The following is a 21682-nucleotide window of genomic DNA, read 5'->3' on the forward strand; positions in this document are numbered from 1 at the left end:
AATTTCTTTAATCCTGCTTCATCCGAAATACCTCAACACCAACGGAATGGCAATCAGGATAGACATCGGGTTTAGCTGTGCTGACGCGAGCAGCAATAACTTTAGGATGTAAGAGCATTGCTGCAACGATGTCATCGCAAAAGGTTTCTTGCAAATGGATATGGCCCTGCGAAGACCGCGCTTTAATGGTCTCACGCATAAAGTCATAATCAACCACCTCTTCTAATAGATCCTGAGAAGGGGTGTTCATATTCAAGGGAATATAGAGGTCTACATTGAGAATAACGCGCTGCTCACCCTTCTTTTCAAAATCATGGACGCCAATATTGATATAGATTTCATAGTCACGTAGAAATAAGCGGCGGCAATCAGCAAGCGCTGGATTAGAAAGAATGGTGTTCATAAATTGTGTATTGATTCTTTCGTTATTAACTATTTCTTATTCTGTATTAAATGCTTAATTTGTTTTGAACATCACATCGCGTAATGATGGCAATAGATGCTGTCCGCCATCCACGTATAAGGTGGTGCCCGTGATCGCATTAGAGCTCGCTAAAAATACAGCTGCTTTTGCAATATCACTGGGATTTGATGATCTTCCTAATGGCGTCATCTGGTGCGCCTCAGCAAAACCTGCTTCGGTTTGGTCGCCCGAAGTCAGGGTAATACCAGGGGCTAAACCAATCATGCGTAAGTGCGGAGCAAAATCTACCGCCAGCACTTCAACTGAAGTGAGAAGTGCAGACTTGGATAATGTGTAAGACAAATAATCTGGATTGAGATTAATTAATTTTTGATCGAGCAATTGAATTACAGAAGGAGTTAATAAATCACTATCGCTTGCTTGCTTTGTCCGGCCCTTTTGATATTCAAACATCAACTGAGACAACAAGATGGGTGCGGCTACATTGACCTGCATGTGGTCTTGCAAAATCTGACTACTGAGCGGAGTATCGGAATTAGCACGATCATATTCAAAGATCGAGGCACTATTAACCAGGCATTGCAAGTTACCGAACTCGGCAAGCACTGCGGTAAATAGAGAATTAATTTCCATCTCATTAGCGAGGTCCGCCTTGAATGCTGCGACCTTACATCCCAACTTCTGGATTTCGGCTACGGTGGCTTGGGCCTCGGATGCAGATTGGCCATAATGAATTGCAATATCCCAGCCCTGACGAGCAAACTCCAAGGCAATTTCTCGACCAAGACGCTTGGCAGCACCGGTCACTAAAACTGCTTTATTTTGCTGAGGTTGTGGGTTTGAACTCAAGTTACCTAAATTCTCTTAGACTAGCGAGCTATGGATATTACCTTGACCAGCCTTGAAACGGCTCATACCGAGCTTCTTAGCCAGAAAATAATGGCAGAAATCGCCTCCAACGGCGGCTGGATACCCTTTTCAAGATATATGGAAATGGTTCTCTATGAGCCTGGAATGGGTTATTACAGTGCTGGGGCTCATAAATTAGGTGCTGGCGGAGATTTCACGACCGCGCCTGAGCTCTCCCCCTTATTTGGGGCAGCTATTGTGGAAACGCTTTTACCTATTCTGGAGGCTTTGCAGGATCAAGGTATCCCCACCCAGATTCTGGAATTTGGTGCCGGTACAGGTAAGTTAGCCGAATCCATTCTCAGCCGACTGCACGAGCTTGATTTCATGCTGGATCACTACGACATCATCGAGATCTCACCCGACCTAGCTCAAAGACAAGAAGAGCGACTTCAACATCTCTCTAAGAAACTCAATTTATCTACTCAATGCCGCTGGCTCAGCTCCCTACCCAGTTACTTCAAAGGCATTATCTTAGCCAATGAAGTTATTGATGCCATTCCTTGTGATGCCATTATTTTTCAAAATGGCTTTTGGTATTGGCAGGGTGTTTCCGTTATTAATAACAGACTTACTTGGTCAATAGGTAAGCCTGTTGAGCAAGCCCTACTTCCAGAAACACTGGTGAATGGAAGTTTTTCTGAGGGCTACGTTTCCGAACTCCACGCACCAGCTAATGCTTGGATGCGCCAAGTAGCTAAACATCTAGATACTGGACTCTTTCTTACTTTTGATTACGGCTTTCCAGAGAGTGAGTACTATCACGCTCAACGTCTAGAGGGAACCTTAATGGCGCACCATCGCCATCATGCAATTCAAGATCCGTTTTATCTTCCAGGACTATCTGATGTGACTACCCACGTGGAGTGGTCACAGATTGCACGTAGTGCGCTACAAGAAAAAGTTGATGATGTCTATCTCAGCAATCAGGTATCTTATTTGTTAGACGCGGGTATTGGCGATATCGCATTAGAGATTGGCGACCCTAGCAATCCAGAATCTTTTTTACCGATTTCTAATTCGCTGCAAAAACTATTATCCGAAGCGGAGATGGGTGAGCTCTTTAAGGTCTTTGCATTCACAAAGAAACTATCCCACATATTGCCAGACCATACATTAGAGGACTTACCTGGCCTGCGAGGCAGGAACCGGCTTTAAATTAATTAGCTAGCTAGTGCTGCAGTAATGGCCGAGAGTCTTGCGGCATCCACTGCATGGCGAATGTTTTCGCCATTGGATCGGTCTTGTGTAGGAATGCCTTTAATAATTTCAGCCGTATTGAGTGCCTGAGCATTTTTCATTGCCAAAATTACAGTGTCGACAATGTCGCCAATGCGTTTAGCCAAATCTAATAAAGCCTGGCCACGATCAGGCTTGCGCCATACATCCGCACGATTGAACCATGCCAGTACATCAGAGGGTTGATATTTATCCCCAACTGTCTGCTTAGTTAATAAATTAAGCTCGCTAAATATTTCACTGAAATCACGTACCTCATTTGGCATTTTGACGCACGCTGCCCATGAGCGAATTTCACCAGCAGACAAATTCATGAGAGTGACAGCGCAGCGATCTTCTAGACAGTTATCTGCTGCATGCAAATGTGCAATAAGCTGCTCGCGGAACTCTTCTTTAGCCAAAGAGGATGTCAGCGTTGCGGGTAACAATATCTTGGCTGCATCTGCATCCAGCAGCACTTGGAGCATTCGCATTGGCTTATTAGCAGTAAAACCTCTAGCTAACTCCTGCCAAATTCTTTCAGCTGAGAGTGCTGATAATTCATTGGATTGAACAATCGCCTGTAAGGCATCCATGGTTTCTGGCGCGACCATGAATTCCGGGAAGCGGGCGGCAAAACGAGCGATACGCAATAGGCGTAAAGGATCTTCTGCAAACGCATCGGATACATGACGGAAAATTTTTGATGCTAAATCATCCTGGCCGTTATAGGGATCCAAAATGGGGCCCACCCATTTGCCATCAACCCCTACCTCTTGAGCCATGGCATTAATAGTCAGATCACGACGCTCTAGGTCTTGCTCTAGCGTGACAGTTGGGTCGGCATAAAACAGAAAGCCTTTATAGCCCTTACCCGTTTTACGCTCTGTGCGAGCCAAGGCATATTCAGCCTGAGTCTCTGGATGCAGAAAGACGGGGAAATCTTTGCCTACCGGACGATACCCCTGAGCAATCATCTCTTCTACGCTAGAGCCCACCACCACATAATCAATGTCGTGCACCGGCAAACCCATGAGGGTGTCCCGAATAGCGCCACCGACTGCATAGATTTTCATCGACTTATTTCATGCCTTCAAGTGTGCGACGGCTGATGCCAAACACTTTACTCAGAGCATCCAATCTGTTTGACGGCAGAATATTAGGTAATTGCATTGAGGCAATATTGTCACGAGACATTAAAGTCGGAACTGGTAAAAACTCAAAGGCCAAAGCCTGAAGATAACCAACAAAATCTGGTACAGGAATGATCACGCATTTTGTATCGACTTTGAGCGCAGCAAATTCCACAATCTCTTTCATAGTGTAGACCGTAGGCCCAACCAAATCATAAGACTCACGAATCGTCGATGGCATTTTCAGAGACTTGGTAAATGCACTGGCTACATCATCTACACTTACTGGCTGAAACTTTGCGCCTGAGTTTGCCAAAGGCATCGCTGGAAATAATTTCGTTAATTTGGCAAACAAATTAATAAACTGATCTTGTGCACCAAAGATGACTGAAGGTCTAAAAATAGTCCAGTCGAGATTGCTAGCTTTTACTGCAGCCTCGCCATCACCCTTGCTGCGCTGATACATCGATGGGCCATGAGAATCCGCGCCCAATGCACTCATATGCAAGTAACGCTTGAGACCATTCATCTGCATCGCGGTGATGATGCTTTTTGGGAGATCAACGTGTGCCGCTTGGAATACTTTTCCATATGGCTCTGCTGGCTTGTCATGTAATACGCCTACCAAATTGATGACGGCACCGCTAGGCTGGATTCGTGAGCAAAGCTCTTGCAAAGAGTCAAACTCATGCACATCAGCATCTTCTAAATGTATCTTTGGCAACATGCGTAATTCACGTGCGGATGCTAAGTGCCTTGTCGGCAGTAATACAGAGTAGCCCTCTGCTTGTAATTGGGCAGCCAGGACTCTGCCTACAAAACCGTTACCGCCAATTAGCAGAATGTCATATTTCATAAAAATCCCATCTCGTTAAGTTACTAGGGCAGCTCAGAAGCGTTTGCCGCCTTAGGAGTGATCACCCCTAAGCGCTGCTTTAAAGATTGTGTCTGACCATGCATTACAGATGAATAGTATGTTGCATTAGCCAACACGTTTTTTACGTAGGTACGTGTCTCATTGAACGGGATGGTTTCCGCAAAAATGGCACCCTCTGTTGGACTGGTCAGCTTTTCCCGCCAAGTTTTAGAGCGTGAGGGGCCGGCGTTATAGGCTGCTGAGGCTAACACCCATGAACCATCCAGGTCCACTAAAACCATATTTAAGTAATTACTGCCCAAGGTCAGGTTGGTATTGGTATCAGAGAGCTTGTCATTGGTATAGGAGGTCATGCCAATCTTCTTGGCTACATACTTTGCTGTGTTTGGCATCACCTGCATCAAGCCTGAAGCACCTACCGAGGAAGAGGCATTCATAATGAAGCGTGACTCTTGACGAATCAACCCATAAGTCCAGGCTAAGTTCAAATCAATTTGCTTTGCAATCGGCGATAGCTCGTCACGATAGGGTGTTGGATAGCGCAAACTGAAATCATGCTCTTGCTTTGTACGGTCTGCAGTATTGACAACGCGATCATATAGACCAATACGCTTGGCGTACTCAGCAGATGCTAGCAGTTGCTTGTCAGTCATATTGCGCAACTCCCAGTTCCACTCGCGATTGCCTTCAAAGCGTAAGTTCATGGCATAGAAACGCTCACCCCTGATAAAGCCTTTGCGCTGAGACATCACTTCGATTTCTGCATCACCAACCTTAGTACGTGCGGGCACATGATTTGATTTACCAAGATCTTCTCGTGCAAGCTGCCCATAGAAATTATATTGATCGGCAACGAGCTCAAGGCTCTCGCGCGCCTTTTCATTTTGTCCATCCGCCTTCAATGCACGCGCATACCAGTAGGTCCAGGCAGGATCTTTACTACGTACCGCAGGATTCATGCCTTCAATCGCATTCTTTACCAGCGTCCAATCCTTAGCGCGCAAGCCTGCACGCACCTTCCACTCCTGGCCTTCAGTGGAGAGCAGTTCGTTATAGCCCAGCTCTTGTTGAAAACGGTAGGCATCATCTGCATTGGGGTCTAATTTCTTTGCAAGGAACTGACCAATGACACCCCAAGCTACGGCTTGATTCTCTTTGCTGTAGCGTGCTGCATTTTGTGAAAAATCTTTAAATGCTTTTGCAGGATCCGCTTTAGCGGCCTTCACAATCTCAGCAACAGGATCTTCGCCACCCAAGCGACGGGACATCGTATCAAAACCCATTTCACTAGCAGCGCGACCGATTGCCTTTGCTTCACTCTGCGTCATACCTCCTGCACCAGCCAAGGCAGGTACCAATTCTTGACAGGCCTGACCAAAATAACGTGGATCCAATAATATTGCGCGTGCGTCAATCGTTACTTTGGTTGGATTCTCGCCTTGAGCTAATTTTGACTGCAGTGAATAGCATTTCACCTGGGTGTCATCATCTAAAGCAAACTTAGGATATTCAGTATCAAAACGCGACCAATCTTTTCGCTTACCCAAAACGAGTAACCAGTCATTACGCATCCGATCGGCTAAAGCCGTACCTTGATATTGATTTAGAAAAGCCACCACCTGAGAATCTGCATTGCTATCAGCCCGTGCGCCACCAGCACTATCAAATAACTGGGGCTTAATACGGAAATAAGCTACATAGTCGTCATAAGGATAATTGGAGAGGCTAGCGGCTAATGTTTGTGCACGAGCTACGTCATTTCTTTTAGCAGCTTCGCGTAGCTCAATAAAAGTACGATCACCTTCAGTGATCTCAAAGGCTGCAATCCTACTTTCTTTAGTGGGAATGGTTTTCTTGGCTTTTTCCGCAAAAATGCTGGGCGCAGAAACTGCAAGGGCTAGAAATAGAATCCCGCCCACAATTTTTTGCCATCCACTAAGAACGTCAAACTTCTTTTTCACCGTCACACCTTATCGATTTACTATATCTCTCAATTTTCGCCTGATAATGGTCTATATGCACGGCAATTCTCCAAAATCGCTACGGCAAGACTTACTAGCCCAAAGGAAACAGTTTGCGGCTAGCGCAAGCTATTCCATCACTCAAGAAGGGATTTCGGCTGGCCTAGCAAGTTTTCTGGCTGACCATGACACCCGAGTTCAATCCATTGCCTTGTATTACCCCATACAAGATGAGCTTGATTTACGACCTACATTGTTAGCTTGGGCCAAGAGCAAGGCAGGTAAAACCTTAGCCCTCCCCTTTGCGCGCCCGGATAAGCATTTAGATTTCTATACCTGGCAAGAGGGGGACCTACTTATTCCAAGCCGCCACGGCGTGCCAGAGCCCGACCCCAATAACCCCCGCAGACCTCAAATCACTCCAGACTGTATTTTGATTCCCTGCGTTGGCTGGTCGCAATCCAAGGTGGGCGATAAAACCCATTATTGGCGGCTGGGGTATGGGGGCGGCTACTTTGATCGCACTTTAGCGCAATTACGTAAAGCCAAGCCAAACCTACTGTGCGTAGGGATTGGCTTTGATTGGCAAAAGTTAGATGATGCGCAGTGGCAAGCTCAAACACATGATGAGCCCTTAGATGCCATGCTGACTGAGTCAGGCTTAGTAATTACTTATTGAGACTGAGATTGTCAGCAATGGCTAAAACCGCATCAGCCTGATTTAGTGAGTAAAAATGCAGTCCAGGTGCACCTGCGACTAAAAGCTGGTCGCAAAGATCGGTAACCACCTCTTCACCAAACGCACGAATCGAGGCAGTGTCATCGCCATAAGACTGCAGACGCAAACGAATCCAACGTGGAATTTCTGCGCCGCAGGCATCTGAGAAGCGTAGCAACTGAGTACTATTGGTAATCGGCATGATTCCAGCAATCACCGGCTGAGTCACACCTAACTCATATGCCTCATCGACAAAACGGAAATAAGCATCGCTGTTATAGAAATACTGAGTCACTGCTGAATTAGCTCCAGCCTTCATCTTCTGTACAAAAAAATCGACATCCGTTGCTGGTGACTTGGCCTGAGGATGGCATTCCGGATAGGCAGCGACATCGATGTGAAACCAGTCGCCAGTTTCGATACGAATAAATTCAACCAATTCATTTGCATGATGGAACTCGCCATACTGACCCATGCCAGATGGTAAGTCGCCACGCAAAGCTACGATACGCTTAATACCTAAAGCCTGGTATTGCTTCAACATCTCGCGCACGCTCTCACGCGAGCTACCAACACAAGATAAGTGGGGAGCAACCGCTGCACCAGCAGCGTGAATATCACTCACCACTTTTAATGTGCCAGATTGAGTAGAGCCACCGGCACCAAAAGTCACAGAATAAAAAGCGGGCTTGAGTGTTTCACTAAAACGCTCGCGCACGAGATGTAACTTATTCTCACCTTCAGGTGTTTTTGGAGGGAAGAATTCAACGCTTAATTCCATGATCTTGGGCCTGTGTCTCTATTTCTCTATTGAACAATATCTAGCAAGGAGCAGATTAATAACGATAGTGATCGGTCTTATAAGGACCTTCCTTCGTCACACCAATGTAAGAAGCTTGCTGATCTGACAATGCAGTTAGCTGAGCATTCAATGTCTTAAGCTGCAAACGCGCAACCTTCTCATCCAAATGCTTAGGCAAGGTATACACACCAACTGGATATTTATCTGTACCAACGGCATTCCACAATTCGATCTGCGCAATTACTTGGTTCGCAAATGAAGAGCTCATGACATAAGATGGGTGACCTGTTCCGCAACCCAAGTTCACTAAGCGGCCCTTAGCCAAGATGATGATGCGCTTCTCAGGATTGCCATTAGCTGCTGGGAAAATCACGTGATCTACTTGTGGCTTAATTTCTTCCCACTTGTATTTCTCGATACCAGCAACATCAATCTCATTATCGAAGTGGCCAATGTTACAAACAATAGCTTGGTTCTTCATCTTAATCATATGGTCATGTGTAATCACATGGTAGTTACCAGTTGCCGAAACAAAGATATCTGCCTTATCTGCAGCGTAATCCATTGTGACAACGCGATAACCTTCCATCGCAGCTTGCAATGCGCAAATTGGATCCACTTCAGTCACCCAAACTTGAGCTGACAAAGCACGCAATGCTTGAGCTGAACCTTTACCTACGTCGCCATATCCACAAACTACTGCAACCTTGCCGGCAACCATCACATCGGTAGCGCGCTTGATCGCATCAACTAAAGACTCGCGGCAACCATAGAGGTTGTCGAACTTGCTCTTGGTAACAGAGTCATTGACGTTAATAGCTGGGAACTTTAATTCACCTTTAGCAAACATCTGATAAAGGCGATGCACACCCGTAGTAGTTTCTTCTGTAACACCCTTAACTTTTTCTAAACGAGTGGAATACCAAGTTGGATCTTGCGCCAATTTCTTTTTAATGGCCGCAAACAAAATCGTTTCTTCTTCGCTCGTTGGATGATTCAAGCAAGCTTGATCTTTTTCAGCGCGTGCACCGAGGTGCAATAGCAAAGTCGCATCGCCACCGTCATCCAAAATCATATTAGTGAAGCCGCCATCAGCCCACTCAAAAATACGGTGGGTGTAATCCCAGTATTGCTCAAGCGTTTCACCCTTAATCGCAAACACCGGCGTGCCGTTAGCAGCAATCGCTGCAGCAGCGTGGTCTTGTGTAGAGAAAATATTGCAAGATGCCCACTGCACCTCAGCACCAAGAGCTTCAAGCGTCTCGATCAAGACTGCAGTTTGAATGGTCATGTGCAATGAACCAGTAATGCGCGCACCACGCAATGGCTGCTGCGCTGCGAACTCATCGCGAATTGCAATCAGGCCCGGCATTTCAGTTTCAGCAATGGCGATTTCTTTACGGCCAAAGTCAGCCAAAGAAATATCGGCAATAGCGCAACGAGTTGCTACGAAGTTGTTTAAATCGGAAACGGTACTCATGAATGCTCCAGCTAAATACGATCCAACGCTGGAGTAGAAACTCGCTAGCCATTGAATCATGGGTTAGCGAGCGCAGTTGCAATTAGCAAACTCTGGGCTTACCTAAGAGTTCACTCCCTTCAAGCCTGGGGAAACACTGGTTCTCAGCATTCCTTGCAACGCTCCTTGAAGGTATGACGAAATTGTAATCAATTTCGCCATATTTCGCCTCAATACAAAACATACTGCCAATTTACTACCTAGAAAGCAGATTACAAGCCAGCAGCCGCACGTAATGCAGGCGCCTTATCGCACTGCTCCCAAGTAAACTCCGGCTCTTCACGACCAAAGTGGCCATAAGCAGCAGTCTTACGATATATAGGGCGCAGGAGATTCAACATCTTGACGATACCCTTTGGACGCAAATCGAAGTGCTCCGATACCAGTTGCGCAATCTTCTCGTCTGAAATCTTGCCAGTGCCGTAGGTGCTCACCATCACCGAAGTTGGTTTAGCCACACCAATCGCATAAGAGATCTGAATCAAGCACTTGCTTGCTAAACCTGCAGCAACCACATTCTTAGCCACATAACGACCAGCATAGGCAGCAGAACGGTCAACTTTGGAAGGATCCTTACCGGAGAACGCACCACCACCGTGAGGAGCTGCACCGCCGTAGGTGTCCACAATAATCTTGCGACCTGTTAGACCACAATCGCCTTGCGGGCCACCGATCACAAATCGACCTGTTGGGTTCACCAAGAAGTTAATTGCACCTTTGATCAAATGCTTTGGCAATACGGGTTTGATGATTTCTTCGATCACTGCTTCGCGCAATTTCTCAAGAGAAATTTCTTCATCATGCTGCGTGGAAAGAACTACGGTATCGATTGAGTCAGGCTTGCCATCCACGTAACGCAAGGTCACCTGAGACTTGGCATCTGGGCGCAGCCAGTTCAAACGGCCATCACGGCGCAATTGAGATTGACGCTCTACCAAGCGGTGTGACAAATGAATCGGCAAAGGCATGAGCTCTGTAGTTTCATCACAAGCATAACCGAACATCAAGCCTTGGTCGCCAGCACCTTGGTCCAGACCGTCGTCATGCGCCTTATCTACACCCTGAGCAATGTCGGGACTTTGCTTGTCATAAGCGACCAATACGGCACAACCTTTGTAATCGATACCGTAGTCAGTGTTGTCGTAACCAATTTCACGCAAAGTATTACGAGCAACTTGGATGTAATCCACATTAGCGTTTGTAGTGATCTCACCAGCCAAAACTACTAGCCCGGTGTTACACAGAGTTTCCGCAGCAACACGCGCAGTTGGGTCCTGAGCCAGGATCGAATCCAAGATGGCATCAGAGATTTGGTCTGCTACTTTATCGGGGTGACCTTCAGAAACGGATTCTGAGGTAAAGAAGTAATCATTTGCCATTGCATATTCCTTTAAAAATTAACACGATCTATGGGACAACTCGACGTGCCAGGAATTTCAACGGCGACGCTTTAGCAGAATTTATGAATCGCCCTGCAAGTTGCCTTAACTCAGCGATGTATGAATTCTATCCGAAAAACGCCTTATTCATCAAGCATTACCTGAAATTTGGCCCTAGTGCCGGCATTGAATATCATTAGAGGGTGCGTAAACTCCTTCTCAAGCTAATCCTCGCTGCAATAGCTGTTCTGCCCTTATTCCTAGTTCAGCTTATTGGAGCTGCCTTAGGGATATTGGCCTATGTAGGATCCAAGCAATATCGATCATTTTTTCGCCCTCAATATGAGGCGGCCGTTAAAAGCCACCATCTCCCACTACAAATCTGGGCTGCCACGGCGGCTTCAGGACAGCTCTTCTCAGACAGCTTGTGGATTTGGCGCAATCCCAAAAAAGTACTTTCCCTGGTTGAAATACAGGACTGGGATCTAGTCGAGGCAGCTATTAATGAAGGTCATGGCCTAGTGATGCTTACGCCGCACCTAGGCGGCTTTGAAATCATTCCCCGCGTATTGGCTCAGCACTTCCCAGCCACCATCCTCTATCGCCCCTCACGCCAAGAATGGCTCAACGAAGTAGTTGAAGAGGGTCGCGCTTATCCCAATATGCATTTCGTACCAACTAATTTGAATGGTGTTCGTCAAATGACGCGGGCACTCACTCGGGGCGAAGCTATTGGCATTCTTCCAGATCAAGTTCCGAGTGGCGGTGAGGGCGTATGGGTACCCTTCTTTGGGCGCTTAGCGTATACAACTCCACTGCCAGCACGCTTAGCGAATCGTAACAACACACCTGTTGTCATGTTTACCGCTAAACGTAAAGGGCTCGGTAAAGGCTGGCTCATGCAAGCAACGAGACTAGAGCCGCTTTCTGAAGATTCCACACTGGCAGCTGCCGAATTGAATATTGCCATTGAGAATGCAATTCTGCTTGCACCCAATCAATTCATCTGGGCCTACAACCGCTACAAACATCCAAGCGGAGCAGAATTACCACCAAGCAATTAGTTAATAAATTGATGATTTATTCGACATGATCTGGTTACAAAATGTTTTTAATTTTCTAGCGCTGAGCTTACTGCGCCTGTTTGCATTTTTACCGTATGGCCTCACCATTCAGACTGGCTACGGTCTCGGCTGCTTAGCAGCACACATACCTAATGAGCGTGCCAAGGTTGTTAAAACCAATCTACGCCTGTGCTTTCCAAATCTGAGCAAAGATGAAATAGATGCACTTGCGCTAGAGCACTGGAAGTTATTTGGGCGTAGCGTAATCGAGAGAAGTCGTATTTGGCTTGGTAGTGGCAAACAAATTACTGATATCGTCACGATCAACTCTGCTATTACTTTAGGTGATCGCAAGCCACGACTCCTGATTAATCCCCACTTTGTTGGACTTGAAGGTGGCTTTATGGCTCTCTCCGTTTTAGCAAGTGAGCATGACTGGCCACGTGGTGCTGGTCTCTATCAAAACATGAAGAACCCCTTCTTCAATCAAAAAATGATTGAATGGAGAAATCGTTTCGGGGGGAAATCCATTGAGAGACAAAGCCGCTTACGTGATTTGATTCGAGAAATTCAAACAGGGAACTTTATTTTTATTGCACCTGATATTGATCTCGGTCCACGCGACTCTGTTTTTGTACCCTTCTTTGGCATTCAAACCAATACGATTACTTCAGTCTCGCGCTTAGCTAGACTCAGTGGCGCAGAAGTCTGTCTCATGACCACCACTTTGAATCCTGATCGTAAAGCCTATATCTGCAATATCAGCGCCCCACTTCCCAACTTCCCAACAGATGATGTGCAAGCGGATACCGCGCGCCTGAATAAATACATTGAAGACCTTGTTCGAGAAAGGCCGGCAGAGTACTATTGGGTACATAAACGTTTTAAGCATCGGCTGTCCGGCGAGCCAAGCCTTTATAACTAATTGGAATTCTTTTGAGCACGAATGTAAATAAGTCCGCGCGCACATTACGCTTCACCAAAATGCATGGTGCTGGTAATGATTTCATTGTGCTCAATGGTATCGATCAAGATCTCAGCAATGTCACGCGTGAGCAATGGCAAAAACTAGCCCATCGCCAGTTTGGTATTGGCGCCGATCAAATTCTACTGGTTGAAAAAGCCACGCGCCCTGATGCTGATTTTCGTTATCGTATTTTTAATTCGGATGGTGGTGAAGTTGAGCAATGTGGCAATGGCTCACGTTGCTTTGTACGCTTTGTACTTGACCAAGGCCTATCCACGAAGAATCCCTTACGCGTTGAAGTAGCACATACCGTACTAACACTCCAATCTCATGAAGATGGTCAGGTGGAAGTGGATATGGGTGCGCCAATTTTTGAACATAGCAAGATTCCATTCGATGCGGGTGTCTTAGCCAGCAAACAAGAGTTTCATGAAATGCTCTATGCACTGCCTATTAAAACCCCCGCTGCACACGACAGTTGGATCGGCGTCGTATCGATGGGCAATCCTCATGCAGTGCAAGTAGTAGGTGATGTCGATAGCGCACCCGTTCTTGAAGAAGGTCCATCAATCGAAAAGGATGCGGCATTTCCAAAAAGAGTCAATGCAGGCTATATGCAAATTCTGAATCGTCAGGAAATCAAGCTGCGTGTTTTTGAGCGTGGTGCTGGCGAGACCCTCGCTTGTGGCACTGGCGCATGTGCTGCAGTCGTCTCCGGTATTCGTCGTGGCTTGCTCGACTCCCCAGTCAAAGTGCATACCCGTGGTGGCGATTTACAAATTACCTGGGGTGGCATGATCAATGAAGTGGCTCAGCCTGTCATCATGACTGGCCCCGCGATTACCGTGTTCGAAGGCGAAGTAAACATCTAAGAGTGGAGCTATGCAGCCCCTGGAACTGCTATTGAACTAAATGCCGTATTTCTCGCGATAGGCTTTCACAGCTGGTAGGTAACTTGTTAGCTCGGTATTGCTGGAGGCGGTTAAGAAAGCCATCAAATCTGCCAAGTTCGCAATTGCTACAACTGGCAAGCCAAATTCTTGCTCCACCGCCTGGACTGCTGACTTATCGCCAATGTCAGTAGCAGTTCCTGACTTCTCCATACGATCCAAGGCAATTAATACTGCTACAGGCTCAGCACCCGCATCACGAATAAGTTTGACGGACTCTCGCACAGACGTCCCCGCAGAAATCACATCATCAATGATGACCACCTTACCTTTGACTGGGGCGCCCACCAATGAACCGCCCTCACCATGATCTTTGGCTTCTTTACGGTTATAAGCATAGGGCACATTACGACCAGCATCAGCCAATGCGATTGCTGTTGCTGCGGCCAATGTAATGCCTTTATAAGCCGGTCCATAGAGCATGTCGTACTTGAGGCCAGACTCTTGTAAAGCGTTGGCGTAATAGTTGCCCAGCGCCCTTAAACGGATACCGTCATTAAAATCACCCGCATTAAAGAAATAAGGGGAAAGACGCCCAGCTTTAGTTTTAAACTCCCCAAACGACAAAACATTTGCCTCTAGGGCAAATTGAATAAAGTTATTTTGATTAGAATTTTTTGAGCTCATAGGCCTATATGTTACGCATCATTTCTGCCAACCTCAACGGTATCCGCTCGGCGGTCAAAAAAGGCTTCTTGCCTTGGGTTGTAAAGCAAAAAGCGGACTTTGTTTGCATGCAGGAGCTTAAGGCTCAGCAGGATGATCTAGAGGATGCCATCCTCAATCCAGACGGCCTGCATGGCTTCTTTCATCATGCTGAGAAAAAGGGTTACAGCGGCTGCGGCATCTATACCCCACACAAGCCCGATGAGGTGCTCTATGGGTATGGTAATGAGGAGTTTGATGCTGAGGGGCGTTATGTCGAAGCTCGGTTCAAAAAGCTTTCAGTCATCTCGGTATACATGCCCTCAGGCTCAAGCTCGCCAGAAAGGCAAGAGGCTAAGTATCGGTATCTGGATTCTTTCTTGCCGCACCTAGTAGAGCTCAAGAAATCAGGGCGTGAGATTGTGCTGTGTGGCGACGTTAATATTGCCCACAATGAGATTGACCTCAAGAACTGGAAAGGCAATCTCAAGAACTCGGGATTTTTGCCAGAGGAGCGCGCTTGGCTAACAAACCTGTTTGGTAAAGTCGGCTATGTAGATGTTTATAGAAAGCTAGAGCCTGAGGCTACTGATACCTGCTACACCTGGTGGAGTAATCGTGGTCAAGCATACGCCAAGAACGTAGGTTGGCGTATCGACTATCACATCACCACCCCAGGGATTGCAGCAAGCGCTAAGAATACTGCTGTGTATAAAGATGAGCGCTTCTCAGATCACGCCCCACTGACAGTAGATTACGACTGGTCTATTTAGAAACCTGCGAGTCGTGCTTTTTAAATTCAACCACTTTGAAATGAATAGTGAGCCAAATCAGAATTAGGACCGGCGCACCAATAATTGCGGTACTGATAAAAAAGTTTGAATAACCAAAGTGATTTACAAACACGCCTGAGAATCCAGCCAGCCACTTTGGCAACAAAAGCATCATCGAACTAAACAAGGCGTACTGGGTTGCAGAGTACTGAATATTCGTCAATGCCGATAAGAAGGCAATGAAGGCTGCCGTTGCAATACCAGAACTCAGATTGTCAGCAGAGATGACCCAGATCAAACCCTGCAAGTCATGGCCCTGCGTGGCAAGCCAAGCAAATAACAAATTGCTAACAGCCGATAAAATCGCACCTAGAAACAAAATCCGCATCACGCCGAAACGCAAAGTGAGCACGCCTCCAACAAAGGCGCCGACCAAGGTCATCACGACACCAAAGACCTTACTCACTGCTGCTACCTCATCTTTGGTATAGCCCATGTCAACATAAAACGGGTTGGCCATAATCCCCATCACCACATCACTAATTCGGTAGATGGCAATTAAAGACAAAATCAAAATAGCGTGCCAACCATAGCGCTTAATAAAGTCTGCAAATGGCTCAATCAAAGTTTGATGTAGCCATGCTTTTGCATTGCGTGCTTTTGCAAGCTCAATACGAACGGGCTCTTTACTAAACAAAGTAGTGACCACACCCACACCGATAGAGAGCGCCATACAAAGATAAGCAAATTGCCAGGCAGCTGGATCATAACCAGCGATACCAGATTCAGCGCGGGCAGCCAACCAGAGAACACCAGCACCAGACCAAATTAAAGCTAATCGATACCCTGTTTGGTAAGTGGCCGCCAGAGCCGCTTGGTGATCACTATCTGCAGACTCGATCCGAAAAGCATCTAAAGCAATATCTTGAGTGGCAGAGCCAAAGGCAACCAGGAGTGCACACCACACAATCGGTGTCAGTTGAACCTTGGGGTCAATACTTGCCATACCGACTAGGCCAAGAACAATCAACAATTGCGCAAAAAGTAGCCAGCTACGCCTTCTGCCAAATGATCTTGAAAGTAAGGGGATGGGTAATCGATCCACCAAAGGCGCCCACATCCACTTAAACGCATAAATCAAGCCAACCCAGGTGAGGTAACCAATCGTGCTGCGATCAATGCCAGCCTCTCTAAGCCAAAAGCTCAGCGTTCCTAAAATCAGTAATAGCGGCAGGCCTGCAGAGAATCCCAAAAAGAGCATTCGAAGGCAAGGCCATTCGAGGTAAACCCGAAAATCCTTTAGCCAGGACTGAAGGGTACTAAGCACGTCGAACGCGGAACAGCGCTAGGCTTCCAAAAAGATTAGGCATCAAGGTAACTTGCCGCCCTTCATGCAAGATACATTGATCCAAAATCTGCAAGCCCAAGCTCGAAGCCAGCTTTTCAAAATCAGCCACTGTGAGAACGCGCACATTAGGTGTGTTGTACCACTGGTAAGGCAGGCTTTTAGAAACTGGCATACGGCCAAAGCCAACAGCTACGCGGTGTGACCAGTGGCCAAAGTTCGGGAAAGAAACCACTGACTCTTTGCCAACCCGAACCACTTCACGCAAGATCTTTTCAGTTTCGTGAATGGTTTGCAGCGTTTGTGAGAGCACAACCGTATCAAAACTATTGTTCTCAAAGAGTGCCAAGCCCCCTTCAAGATTTTGCTGAATTACGTTCAAACCTTTTTGCACACAAGAAAGCACGCGCACATCATCAATCTCAACCCCGTAAGCGTGCACGGGTTTTTGTTTTTGCAAATACTCCAAGAAGCTGCCATCACCGCAACCGAGATCAAGTACCTCACTATTAGGCGCAATCCAATTCGCTATTGCAGCAAAGTCTGCGCGCTTCATGCCTTCACCTCAAGCATTTGTTCAAAATAAGCACGAATCAGATTGTGATAACGCGGGTCATCCAATAAGAAAGCATCGTGCCCATGGGGCGCATCAATCTCTGCATAGCTGACTTCACTCTTATTGCTGAGCAAGGATTCCACAATCTCGCGACTGCGATTGGGTGGGAAGCGCCAATCGGTACAAAAACTCACAACTAAAAACTTAGCTTGAACTTCAGCTAGGGCGCGATTTAAGCTACCTTCATAGCGACGGGAAGGATCAAAATAATCTAGCGCTCTAGTAATTAACAAGTACGTGTTGGCATCAAAGTAAGTGGAGAACTTGTCGCCTTGATGGCGCAAATAGCTCTCGACCTCAAACTCCACATCAAAGCTAAAGCGATAATCCTGGGACTCGCCACTAGGTCTTTGCAGCTCGCGCCCAAATTTTTCTGCCATGTCATCATCAGATAGATAGGTAATATGTCCGACCATGCGAGCTAACTTAAGACCGCGCTTTGGTACTACGCCCTGCTCGTAGTAATTACCCCCATGAAAATCTGGGTCAGACAAAATCGCATTGCGAGCTACTTCATTAAATGCAATATTCTGTGCACTCAATTTTGGTGTCGAAGCAATCACCAAACAGTGGGCAAGGCGTTTTGGAAACTGGATTGACCAAGCCAATGCCTGCATACCACCTAAGCTTCCTCCCATTACCGCAGCAAAACGGCGAATGCCCAACTTATCAGCCAAGCGCGCCTGGGTGTTGACCCAATCTTCCACCGTAATTACCGGGAAATCAGCGCCATAAGGCTTGCTAGTGGCAGGATTGATGCTCATGGGTCCAGTGGACCCAAAGCAAGAGCCTAAATTATTAACACCAATCACAAAGAAGTGATTTGTATCTACTGGCTTGCCTGGCCCAATCATGTTGTCCCACCAGCCGATATCTTTTGCATCGTCTGGATTGGGGCCAGCCACATGGTGCGATGCATTGAGTGCATGACAAACCAAAACGGCATTACTTTTATCAGCATTGAGCTTGCCGTAAGTTTCAATTACTAAATCGTAGCCAGATAAGATGGCGCCACTTTGCAAAGGCAAGGGCTCGGCAAAGTGGATAGTATTTCTAGAGAGGTGTAGCTCGCTCATTCGGACAAAAGAATGCGAAGGCTTATATCAGATGCTTCGGTTGGAAGCTTCTTAAAGCCGCTGCGGGCGAAACGGTGCCAGCGGCCCAAAACATAACTCATCAACATGGTCGCTCGAATGCTGACTTCATCCTGAGACACATTTGCCCAAGGCCCATCCTGAGTTAGGGCGATACGCAGCGCCTGCTTCAAAGATGCTTCAACACGATCCAGCACTTGTGTGATGCGCTCTTGCAGGCGATCGTCTTCTTGCAATAGGGCATCGCCTAAAAGTACGCGCGTCATGCCAGGATTCTTTTCTGCAAAGAATAAAAGCATCTGCAAAATACCACGGGCCTGGGCAAGCCCAGATTCTTCTTTTTGATTAATCTGATTAATCAGACCAAAAACTGTTTGCTCAATAAATGCAATCAGGCCCTCAAACATCTGCGCCTTACTAGCGAAATGTCGATAAAGTGCTGCCTCTGAAACTTGAATTTTTGCAGCCAATGCCGCAGTCGTTACGCGCTCACCTTTAGGGTTTTGTAACATCTCTGCCAATACTTGCAAAATCTGAAGGCGGCGCTCACCCGGACGTGGGCGCTTGCGTGTCTTACCCTCTTCGGCAGCTGTTACTTCGATCTCTGATGCAGTAGGGTCAAAAGAATCACGCATATTTATATCTCTTGTTCAACTATTAGCGGGAACGAATCATCGTTCCGAATGCTTGCTCTGTCAGAATCTCCAACAATAAGGAGTGCTCAATTCGTCCATCAATGATGTGCACTGAATTTACACCACTCTTTGCTGCATCTAATGCAGAAGAAATCTTTGGCAACATGCCGCCAGAAATAGTACCGTCAGCAAATAGGCCATCAATTTCACGTGCAGTCAGGTCGGTCAAAAGATTACCGCTTTTATCCATCACACCGGGAATGTTGGTCATCATGACTAATTTCTCTGCATGCAAAATTTCCGCCATCTTGCCAGCTACCAAGTCAGCATTAATGTTGTATGCCTGACCTTCTTCACTAAATCCAATGGGAGAGATCACCGGAATAAATGCGTCATCCTGCAATGCTTTTACAACTGCAGGATTAATCGCCTCGATCTCACCAACAAAACCTAAATCAATAGTTCCGCCAGGCTTCTTTTCGTCGGCAACCAGCAACTTTTTTGCACGAATCAAGCCGCCGTCTTTGCCAGTCAAGCCAACTGCTTGACCGCCAAAGTGATTTATCAACATCACAATATCTTGCTGCACTTCGCCGCCGAGAACCCACTCAACTACTTCCATGGTCTCTTCATCGGTCACGCGCATACCTTGAATAAAGGTACCCGTCTTACCAATCTTCTTGAGCGCCTCATCAATTTGTGGGCCGCCGCCATGCACTACTACTGGATTCATACCAACTAGCTTAAGCAAAATGACATCGCGCGCAAAACTTTCCTTCAGACGCTCTTCAACCATTGCATTTCCACCGTACTTAATCACAATAGTCTTGCCGTGATAAGCCCGAATGTAGGGCAAGGCCTCGGCCAAAATCTCCGCCTTTAGTAAGGGGGAGATGTCACTAATAGATGGGGATTGCGTTGTCATTGCTGCTTTTTTTATTCGGTCTAGTAAATTAATCGCCAAACAACTTTTGACGCAGCTCACGGCGCTCTTGCGCCTCTAGAGAGAGATTGGCTGTTGGGCGCGCAATAAGACGGTTCAGGCCAATCGGCTCACCGGTCTCTTCACACCAACCGTAATCACCAGACTCAATACGGGCTAAAGCCTGCTCAACTTTTTTCAATAGCTTGCGCTCACGATCACGCGTACGCAGTTCAAGAGCATGCTCTTCTTCGATCGTTGCACGATCAGCTGGATCAGGAACCAAAATATTTTCGCGCAAATGCTCCGTTGTCTCCGAAGCATTCTTCAGGATGTCGCCCTTTAAGGTCAATAACTTCTGACGGAAAAAATCTAACTGGCCGGCATTCATATAGTCCTTTTCGGACATCTTGAGCAACTCAGCCTCTGTTAAAGGGGCGCCTTTGGCAACTTTTGCACTTGCCGCTTTACTTGGAGCCTTTGCTGCAGCCGTAGATTTCGTTGGTGTTTTTACCGTCATTTCATTCTTTCCATGGATCTAAATCATTATTGCTTCATTCTGCCAAAGTTTTATTACCCTTTAGCCAATATTTATCATTATTGGTCGTGGCGCCGGATTGTACTGTAAATTTACTAAACCAAACACCCCTCGAGCCCAGCCAGCAGGGTGTCTTTGGGCAAATCTATCCCAATAAAGACCATGCGGGTTTGCTTGGGTTCTGCACCCCATAAACCTGCCATATCACTGCCCATCATCTGATGGACACCCTGGAACACGACTTTTCGGTTGCTACCCTTCACATAGAGAACACCTTTGTAGCGCAACATCTTCTCTCCGAAGACCTCCAAAATACCCCCCAGGAAGTCTTCTAATTTTTTATGGTCAAAGGGTTTATCACTACGAAAAACGAAGGATTGGATGCGGTCTGTATGGCCTGCATGATCATGGTGACCGTGACTATGGTCGTGATGGTCATGGCTGTGGTCATGGCCACAAGAAGTGTGATCATGATCGTCCTGCCCTAGAAAATGAGGATCAATATCGAGCTTCGCGTTCAAGTTAAAACCCTTCAGATCCAAGACGGCATCCAAAGGAACGACTCCTTTAGAAATACCCTGAATTGGGGCACGGGGGTTCATATGCATTAAGCGATTGCGCAAGGCATCCACCTCGGCAGGTGTTACTAAATCTGTCTTTGTGATGAAAATTTGATCAGCAAAACCCACTTGGCGCTGCGCCTCTTCATGTTCAGTCAGCTGTTGTGGGCCATGCTTGGCATCCACCAAGGTGACTACGGCATCCAGGACATAGTGGTCAGCTACGTCATCGTCCATAAAAAAGGTTTGGGCTACTGGGCCTGGATTAGCCACTCCAGTGGTTTCAATAACCACCCGCTCAAAGCTAATTTTCTTATCCCGACGTTGCTCCCAAAGCTCATTCAGGGCTTCAACCAGATCTCCGCGAATAGTGCAGCAAATACAACCATTGCTCATTTGCACAATGTTCTCTTGATTGTCTTGAACCAAAATGTCGTTATCGATATTTTCTTCGCCAAACTCGTTCTCAATCACAGCAATTTTTTTGCCGTGCTGCTCAGTCAGAATATGTTTGAGCAAAGTGGTTTTGCCGCTACCTAAAAAGCCTGTGAGAATTGTTACCGGAATTAACGCCATCTTTGATCCTATTAAAATCTATAAATGCATTCCCCAAACGGGAAACCTTCTATCTTA

At 46.7% G+C, this 21682-nt stretch carries 22 protein-coding genes and 1 riboswitch; of the genes, 6 read left to right on the forward strand and 16 right to left on the reverse strand.

Annotation, left to right across the window (positions count from 1 at the left end):
- Positions 1-7: 7 nt before the first annotated feature.
- Together C2758_RS10265 and C2758_RS10270 are read right to left on the reverse strand one after the other, a co-directional pair.
- A complete protein-coding gene (locus C2758_RS10265) occupies positions 8-403 on the reverse strand; it encodes a dihydroneopterin aldolase (RefSeq protein ID WP_215328192.1) in 396 nt (131 codons plus the stop codon).
- 54 nt (positions 404-457) lie between these two features.
- Positions 458-1273 (reverse strand): SDR family oxidoreductase, encoded by an 816-nt coding sequence (locus tag C2758_RS10270; protein WP_215328194.1) that lies wholly within the window; start codon positions 1271-1273, stop codon positions 458-460.
- A 30-nt stretch (positions 1274-1303) separates the two neighbouring features.
- On the opposite strand from C2758_RS10270, the gene C2758_RS10275 reads away from it, so the two are divergent.
- Complete coding sequence (locus C2758_RS10275; protein WP_215328197.1) at positions 1304-2491, forward strand: class I SAM-dependent methyltransferase; 1188 nt, start codon at positions 1304-1306, stop codon at positions 2489-2491.
- Between the two features lie 5 nt (positions 2492-2496).
- On the opposite strand, the gene C2758_RS10280 is transcribed toward C2758_RS10275, so the two are convergent.
- The 3 genes from C2758_RS10280 to C2758_RS10290 are packed head-to-tail and all read right to left on the reverse strand — an operon-like array spanning position 2497 to position 6480.
- Complete coding sequence (locus C2758_RS10280; RefSeq protein WP_215328199.1) at positions 2497-3627, reverse strand: polynucleotide adenylyltransferase; 1131 nt, start codon at positions 3625-3627, stop codon at positions 2497-2499.
- Between the two features lie 4 nt (positions 3628-3631).
- On the reverse strand, positions 3632-4540 hold the full coding sequence (locus C2758_RS10285; RefSeq protein ID WP_215328201.1) for a complex I NDUFA9 subunit family protein: 909 nt from the start codon (positions 4538-4540) through the stop codon (positions 3632-3634).
- Between the two features lie 23 nt (positions 4541-4563).
- Positions 4564-6480 carry a transglycosylase SLT domain-containing protein gene (locus tag C2758_RS10290; protein ID WP_371817723.1) on the reverse strand — a complete coding sequence of 639 codons (1917 nt, stop codon included), beginning with the start codon at positions 6478-6480 and terminating at the stop codon, positions 4564-4566.
- A 97-nt stretch (positions 6481-6577) separates the two neighbouring features.
- Here C2758_RS10290 and C2758_RS10295 point away from each other — a divergent pair, with 97 nt between their 5' ends.
- A complete protein-coding gene (locus C2758_RS10295; protein WP_251369199.1) occupies positions 6578-7201 on the forward strand; it encodes a 5-formyltetrahydrofolate cyclo-ligase in 624 nt (207 codons plus the stop codon).
- Here the strand turns inward: C2758_RS10295 and metF are convergent.
- From metF to metK, 3 genes are all read right to left on the reverse strand, one after another.
- Positions 7191-8021, reverse strand: a complete 831-nt coding sequence (metF, locus tag C2758_RS10300) for a methylenetetrahydrofolate reductase [NAD(P)H] (protein ID WP_215328204.1) — start codon at positions 8019-8021, stop codon at positions 7191-7193. The genes C2758_RS10295 and metF overlap by 11 nt on opposite strands.
- 55 nt (positions 8022-8076) lie before the next feature.
- On the reverse strand, positions 8077-9522 hold the full coding sequence (gene ahcY, locus C2758_RS10305; protein ID WP_215328206.1) for an adenosylhomocysteinase: 1446 nt from the start codon (positions 9520-9522) through the stop codon (positions 8077-8079).
- A 61-nt stretch (positions 9523-9583) separates the two neighbouring features.
- A riboswitch (S-adenosyl-L-homocysteine riboswitch) is annotated at positions 9584-9695 on the reverse strand.
- A gap of 78 nt (positions 9696-9773) precedes the next feature.
- Positions 9774-10940 carry a methionine adenosyltransferase gene (gene metK, locus C2758_RS10310; RefSeq protein ID WP_215328208.1) on the reverse strand — a complete coding sequence of 389 codons (1167 nt, stop codon included), beginning with the start codon at positions 10938-10940 and terminating at the stop codon, positions 9774-9776.
- A 203-nt stretch (positions 10941-11143) separates the two neighbouring features.
- Between metK and C2758_RS10315 the strand changes: the two genes are divergently transcribed.
- Genes C2758_RS10315 through dapF form a run of 3 tightly spaced genes read left to right on the forward strand, consistent with a single transcriptional unit; the run spans position 11144 to position 13843 of the window.
- Entirely contained in the window at positions 11144-12004 is an 861-nt protein-coding gene (locus C2758_RS10315) for a lysophospholipid acyltransferase family protein (RefSeq protein ID WP_215328210.1), read from the forward strand.
- Positions 12005-12029: 25 nt separating this feature from the next.
- A complete protein-coding gene (locus C2758_RS10320; protein ID WP_215328211.1) occupies positions 12030-12929 on the forward strand; it encodes a lipid A biosynthesis acyltransferase in 900 nt (299 codons plus the stop codon).
- A gap of 59 nt (positions 12930-12988) precedes the next feature.
- Entirely contained in the window at positions 12989-13843 is an 855-nt protein-coding gene (gene dapF / locus C2758_RS10325; RefSeq protein WP_215330286.1) for a diaminopimelate epimerase, read from the forward strand.
- 36 nt (positions 13844-13879) lie between these two features.
- Here the strand turns inward: dapF and pyrE are convergent, their stop codons facing one another.
- Positions 13880-14548 carry an orotate phosphoribosyltransferase gene (pyrE, locus tag C2758_RS10330; RefSeq protein ID WP_215328213.1) on the reverse strand — a complete coding sequence of 223 codons (669 nt, stop codon included), beginning with the start codon at positions 14546-14548 and terminating at the stop codon, positions 13880-13882.
- Positions 14549-14556: 8 nt separating this feature from the next.
- Here pyrE and C2758_RS10335 point away from each other — a divergent pair, with 8 nt between their 5' ends.
- Positions 14557-15339, forward strand: coding sequence for an exodeoxyribonuclease III (locus tag C2758_RS10335; RefSeq protein ID WP_215328215.1), 783 nt, complete (start codon positions 14557-14559; stop codon positions 15337-15339).
- On the opposite strand, the gene C2758_RS10340 is transcribed toward C2758_RS10335, so the two are convergent.
- The 7 genes from C2758_RS10340 to C2758_RS10370 form a co-directional block, all read right to left on the reverse strand.
- Complete coding sequence (locus tag C2758_RS10340; protein WP_305849018.1) at positions 15332-16666, reverse strand: MFS transporter; 1335 nt, start codon at positions 16664-16666, stop codon at positions 15332-15334. The two genes, C2758_RS10335 and C2758_RS10340, sit on opposite strands and share 8 nt — an antisense overlap.
- Complete coding sequence (gene metW, locus C2758_RS10345; protein ID WP_215328218.1) at positions 16659-17240, reverse strand: methionine biosynthesis protein MetW; 582 nt, start codon at positions 17238-17240, stop codon at positions 16659-16661. Before metW ends, C2758_RS10340 begins: the two co-directional genes overlap by 8 nt.
- Positions 17237-18376 (reverse strand): homoserine O-acetyltransferase, encoded by a 1140-nt coding sequence (locus C2758_RS10350; RefSeq protein ID WP_215328219.1) that lies wholly within the window; start codon positions 18374-18376, stop codon positions 17237-17239. Before C2758_RS10350 ends, metW begins: the two co-directional genes overlap by 4 nt.
- Positions 18373-19029, reverse strand: coding sequence for a nucleoid occlusion factor SlmA (gene slmA, locus C2758_RS10355; protein ID WP_215328221.1), 657 nt, complete (start codon positions 19027-19029; stop codon positions 18373-18375). The genes C2758_RS10350 and slmA overlap by 4 nt, the downstream gene beginning before the upstream one ends.
- Positions 19030-19051: 22 nt before the next feature.
- Complete coding sequence (gene argB, locus C2758_RS10360) at positions 19052-19954, reverse strand: acetylglutamate kinase (protein WP_215328223.1); 903 nt, start codon at positions 19952-19954, stop codon at positions 19052-19054.
- 28 nt (positions 19955-19982) lie between these two features.
- Positions 19983-20360, reverse strand: coding sequence for an RNA polymerase-binding protein DksA (dksA, locus tag C2758_RS10365; RefSeq protein ID WP_046331310.1), 378 nt, complete (start codon positions 20358-20360; stop codon positions 19983-19985).
- Positions 20361-20584: 224 nt separating this feature from the next.
- On the reverse strand, positions 20585-21625 hold the full coding sequence (locus C2758_RS10370) for a GTP-binding protein (RefSeq protein ID WP_215328224.1): 1041 nt from the start codon (positions 21623-21625) through the stop codon (positions 20585-20587).
- Between the last annotated feature and the right edge of the window lie 57 nt (positions 21626-21682).

Origin of the sequence: Polynucleobacter sp. AP-Sving-400A-A2 (genome assembly GCF_018688155.1) — a bacterium.
Lineage (GTDB): Bacteria > Pseudomonadota > Gammaproteobacteria > Burkholderiales > Burkholderiaceae > Polynucleobacter.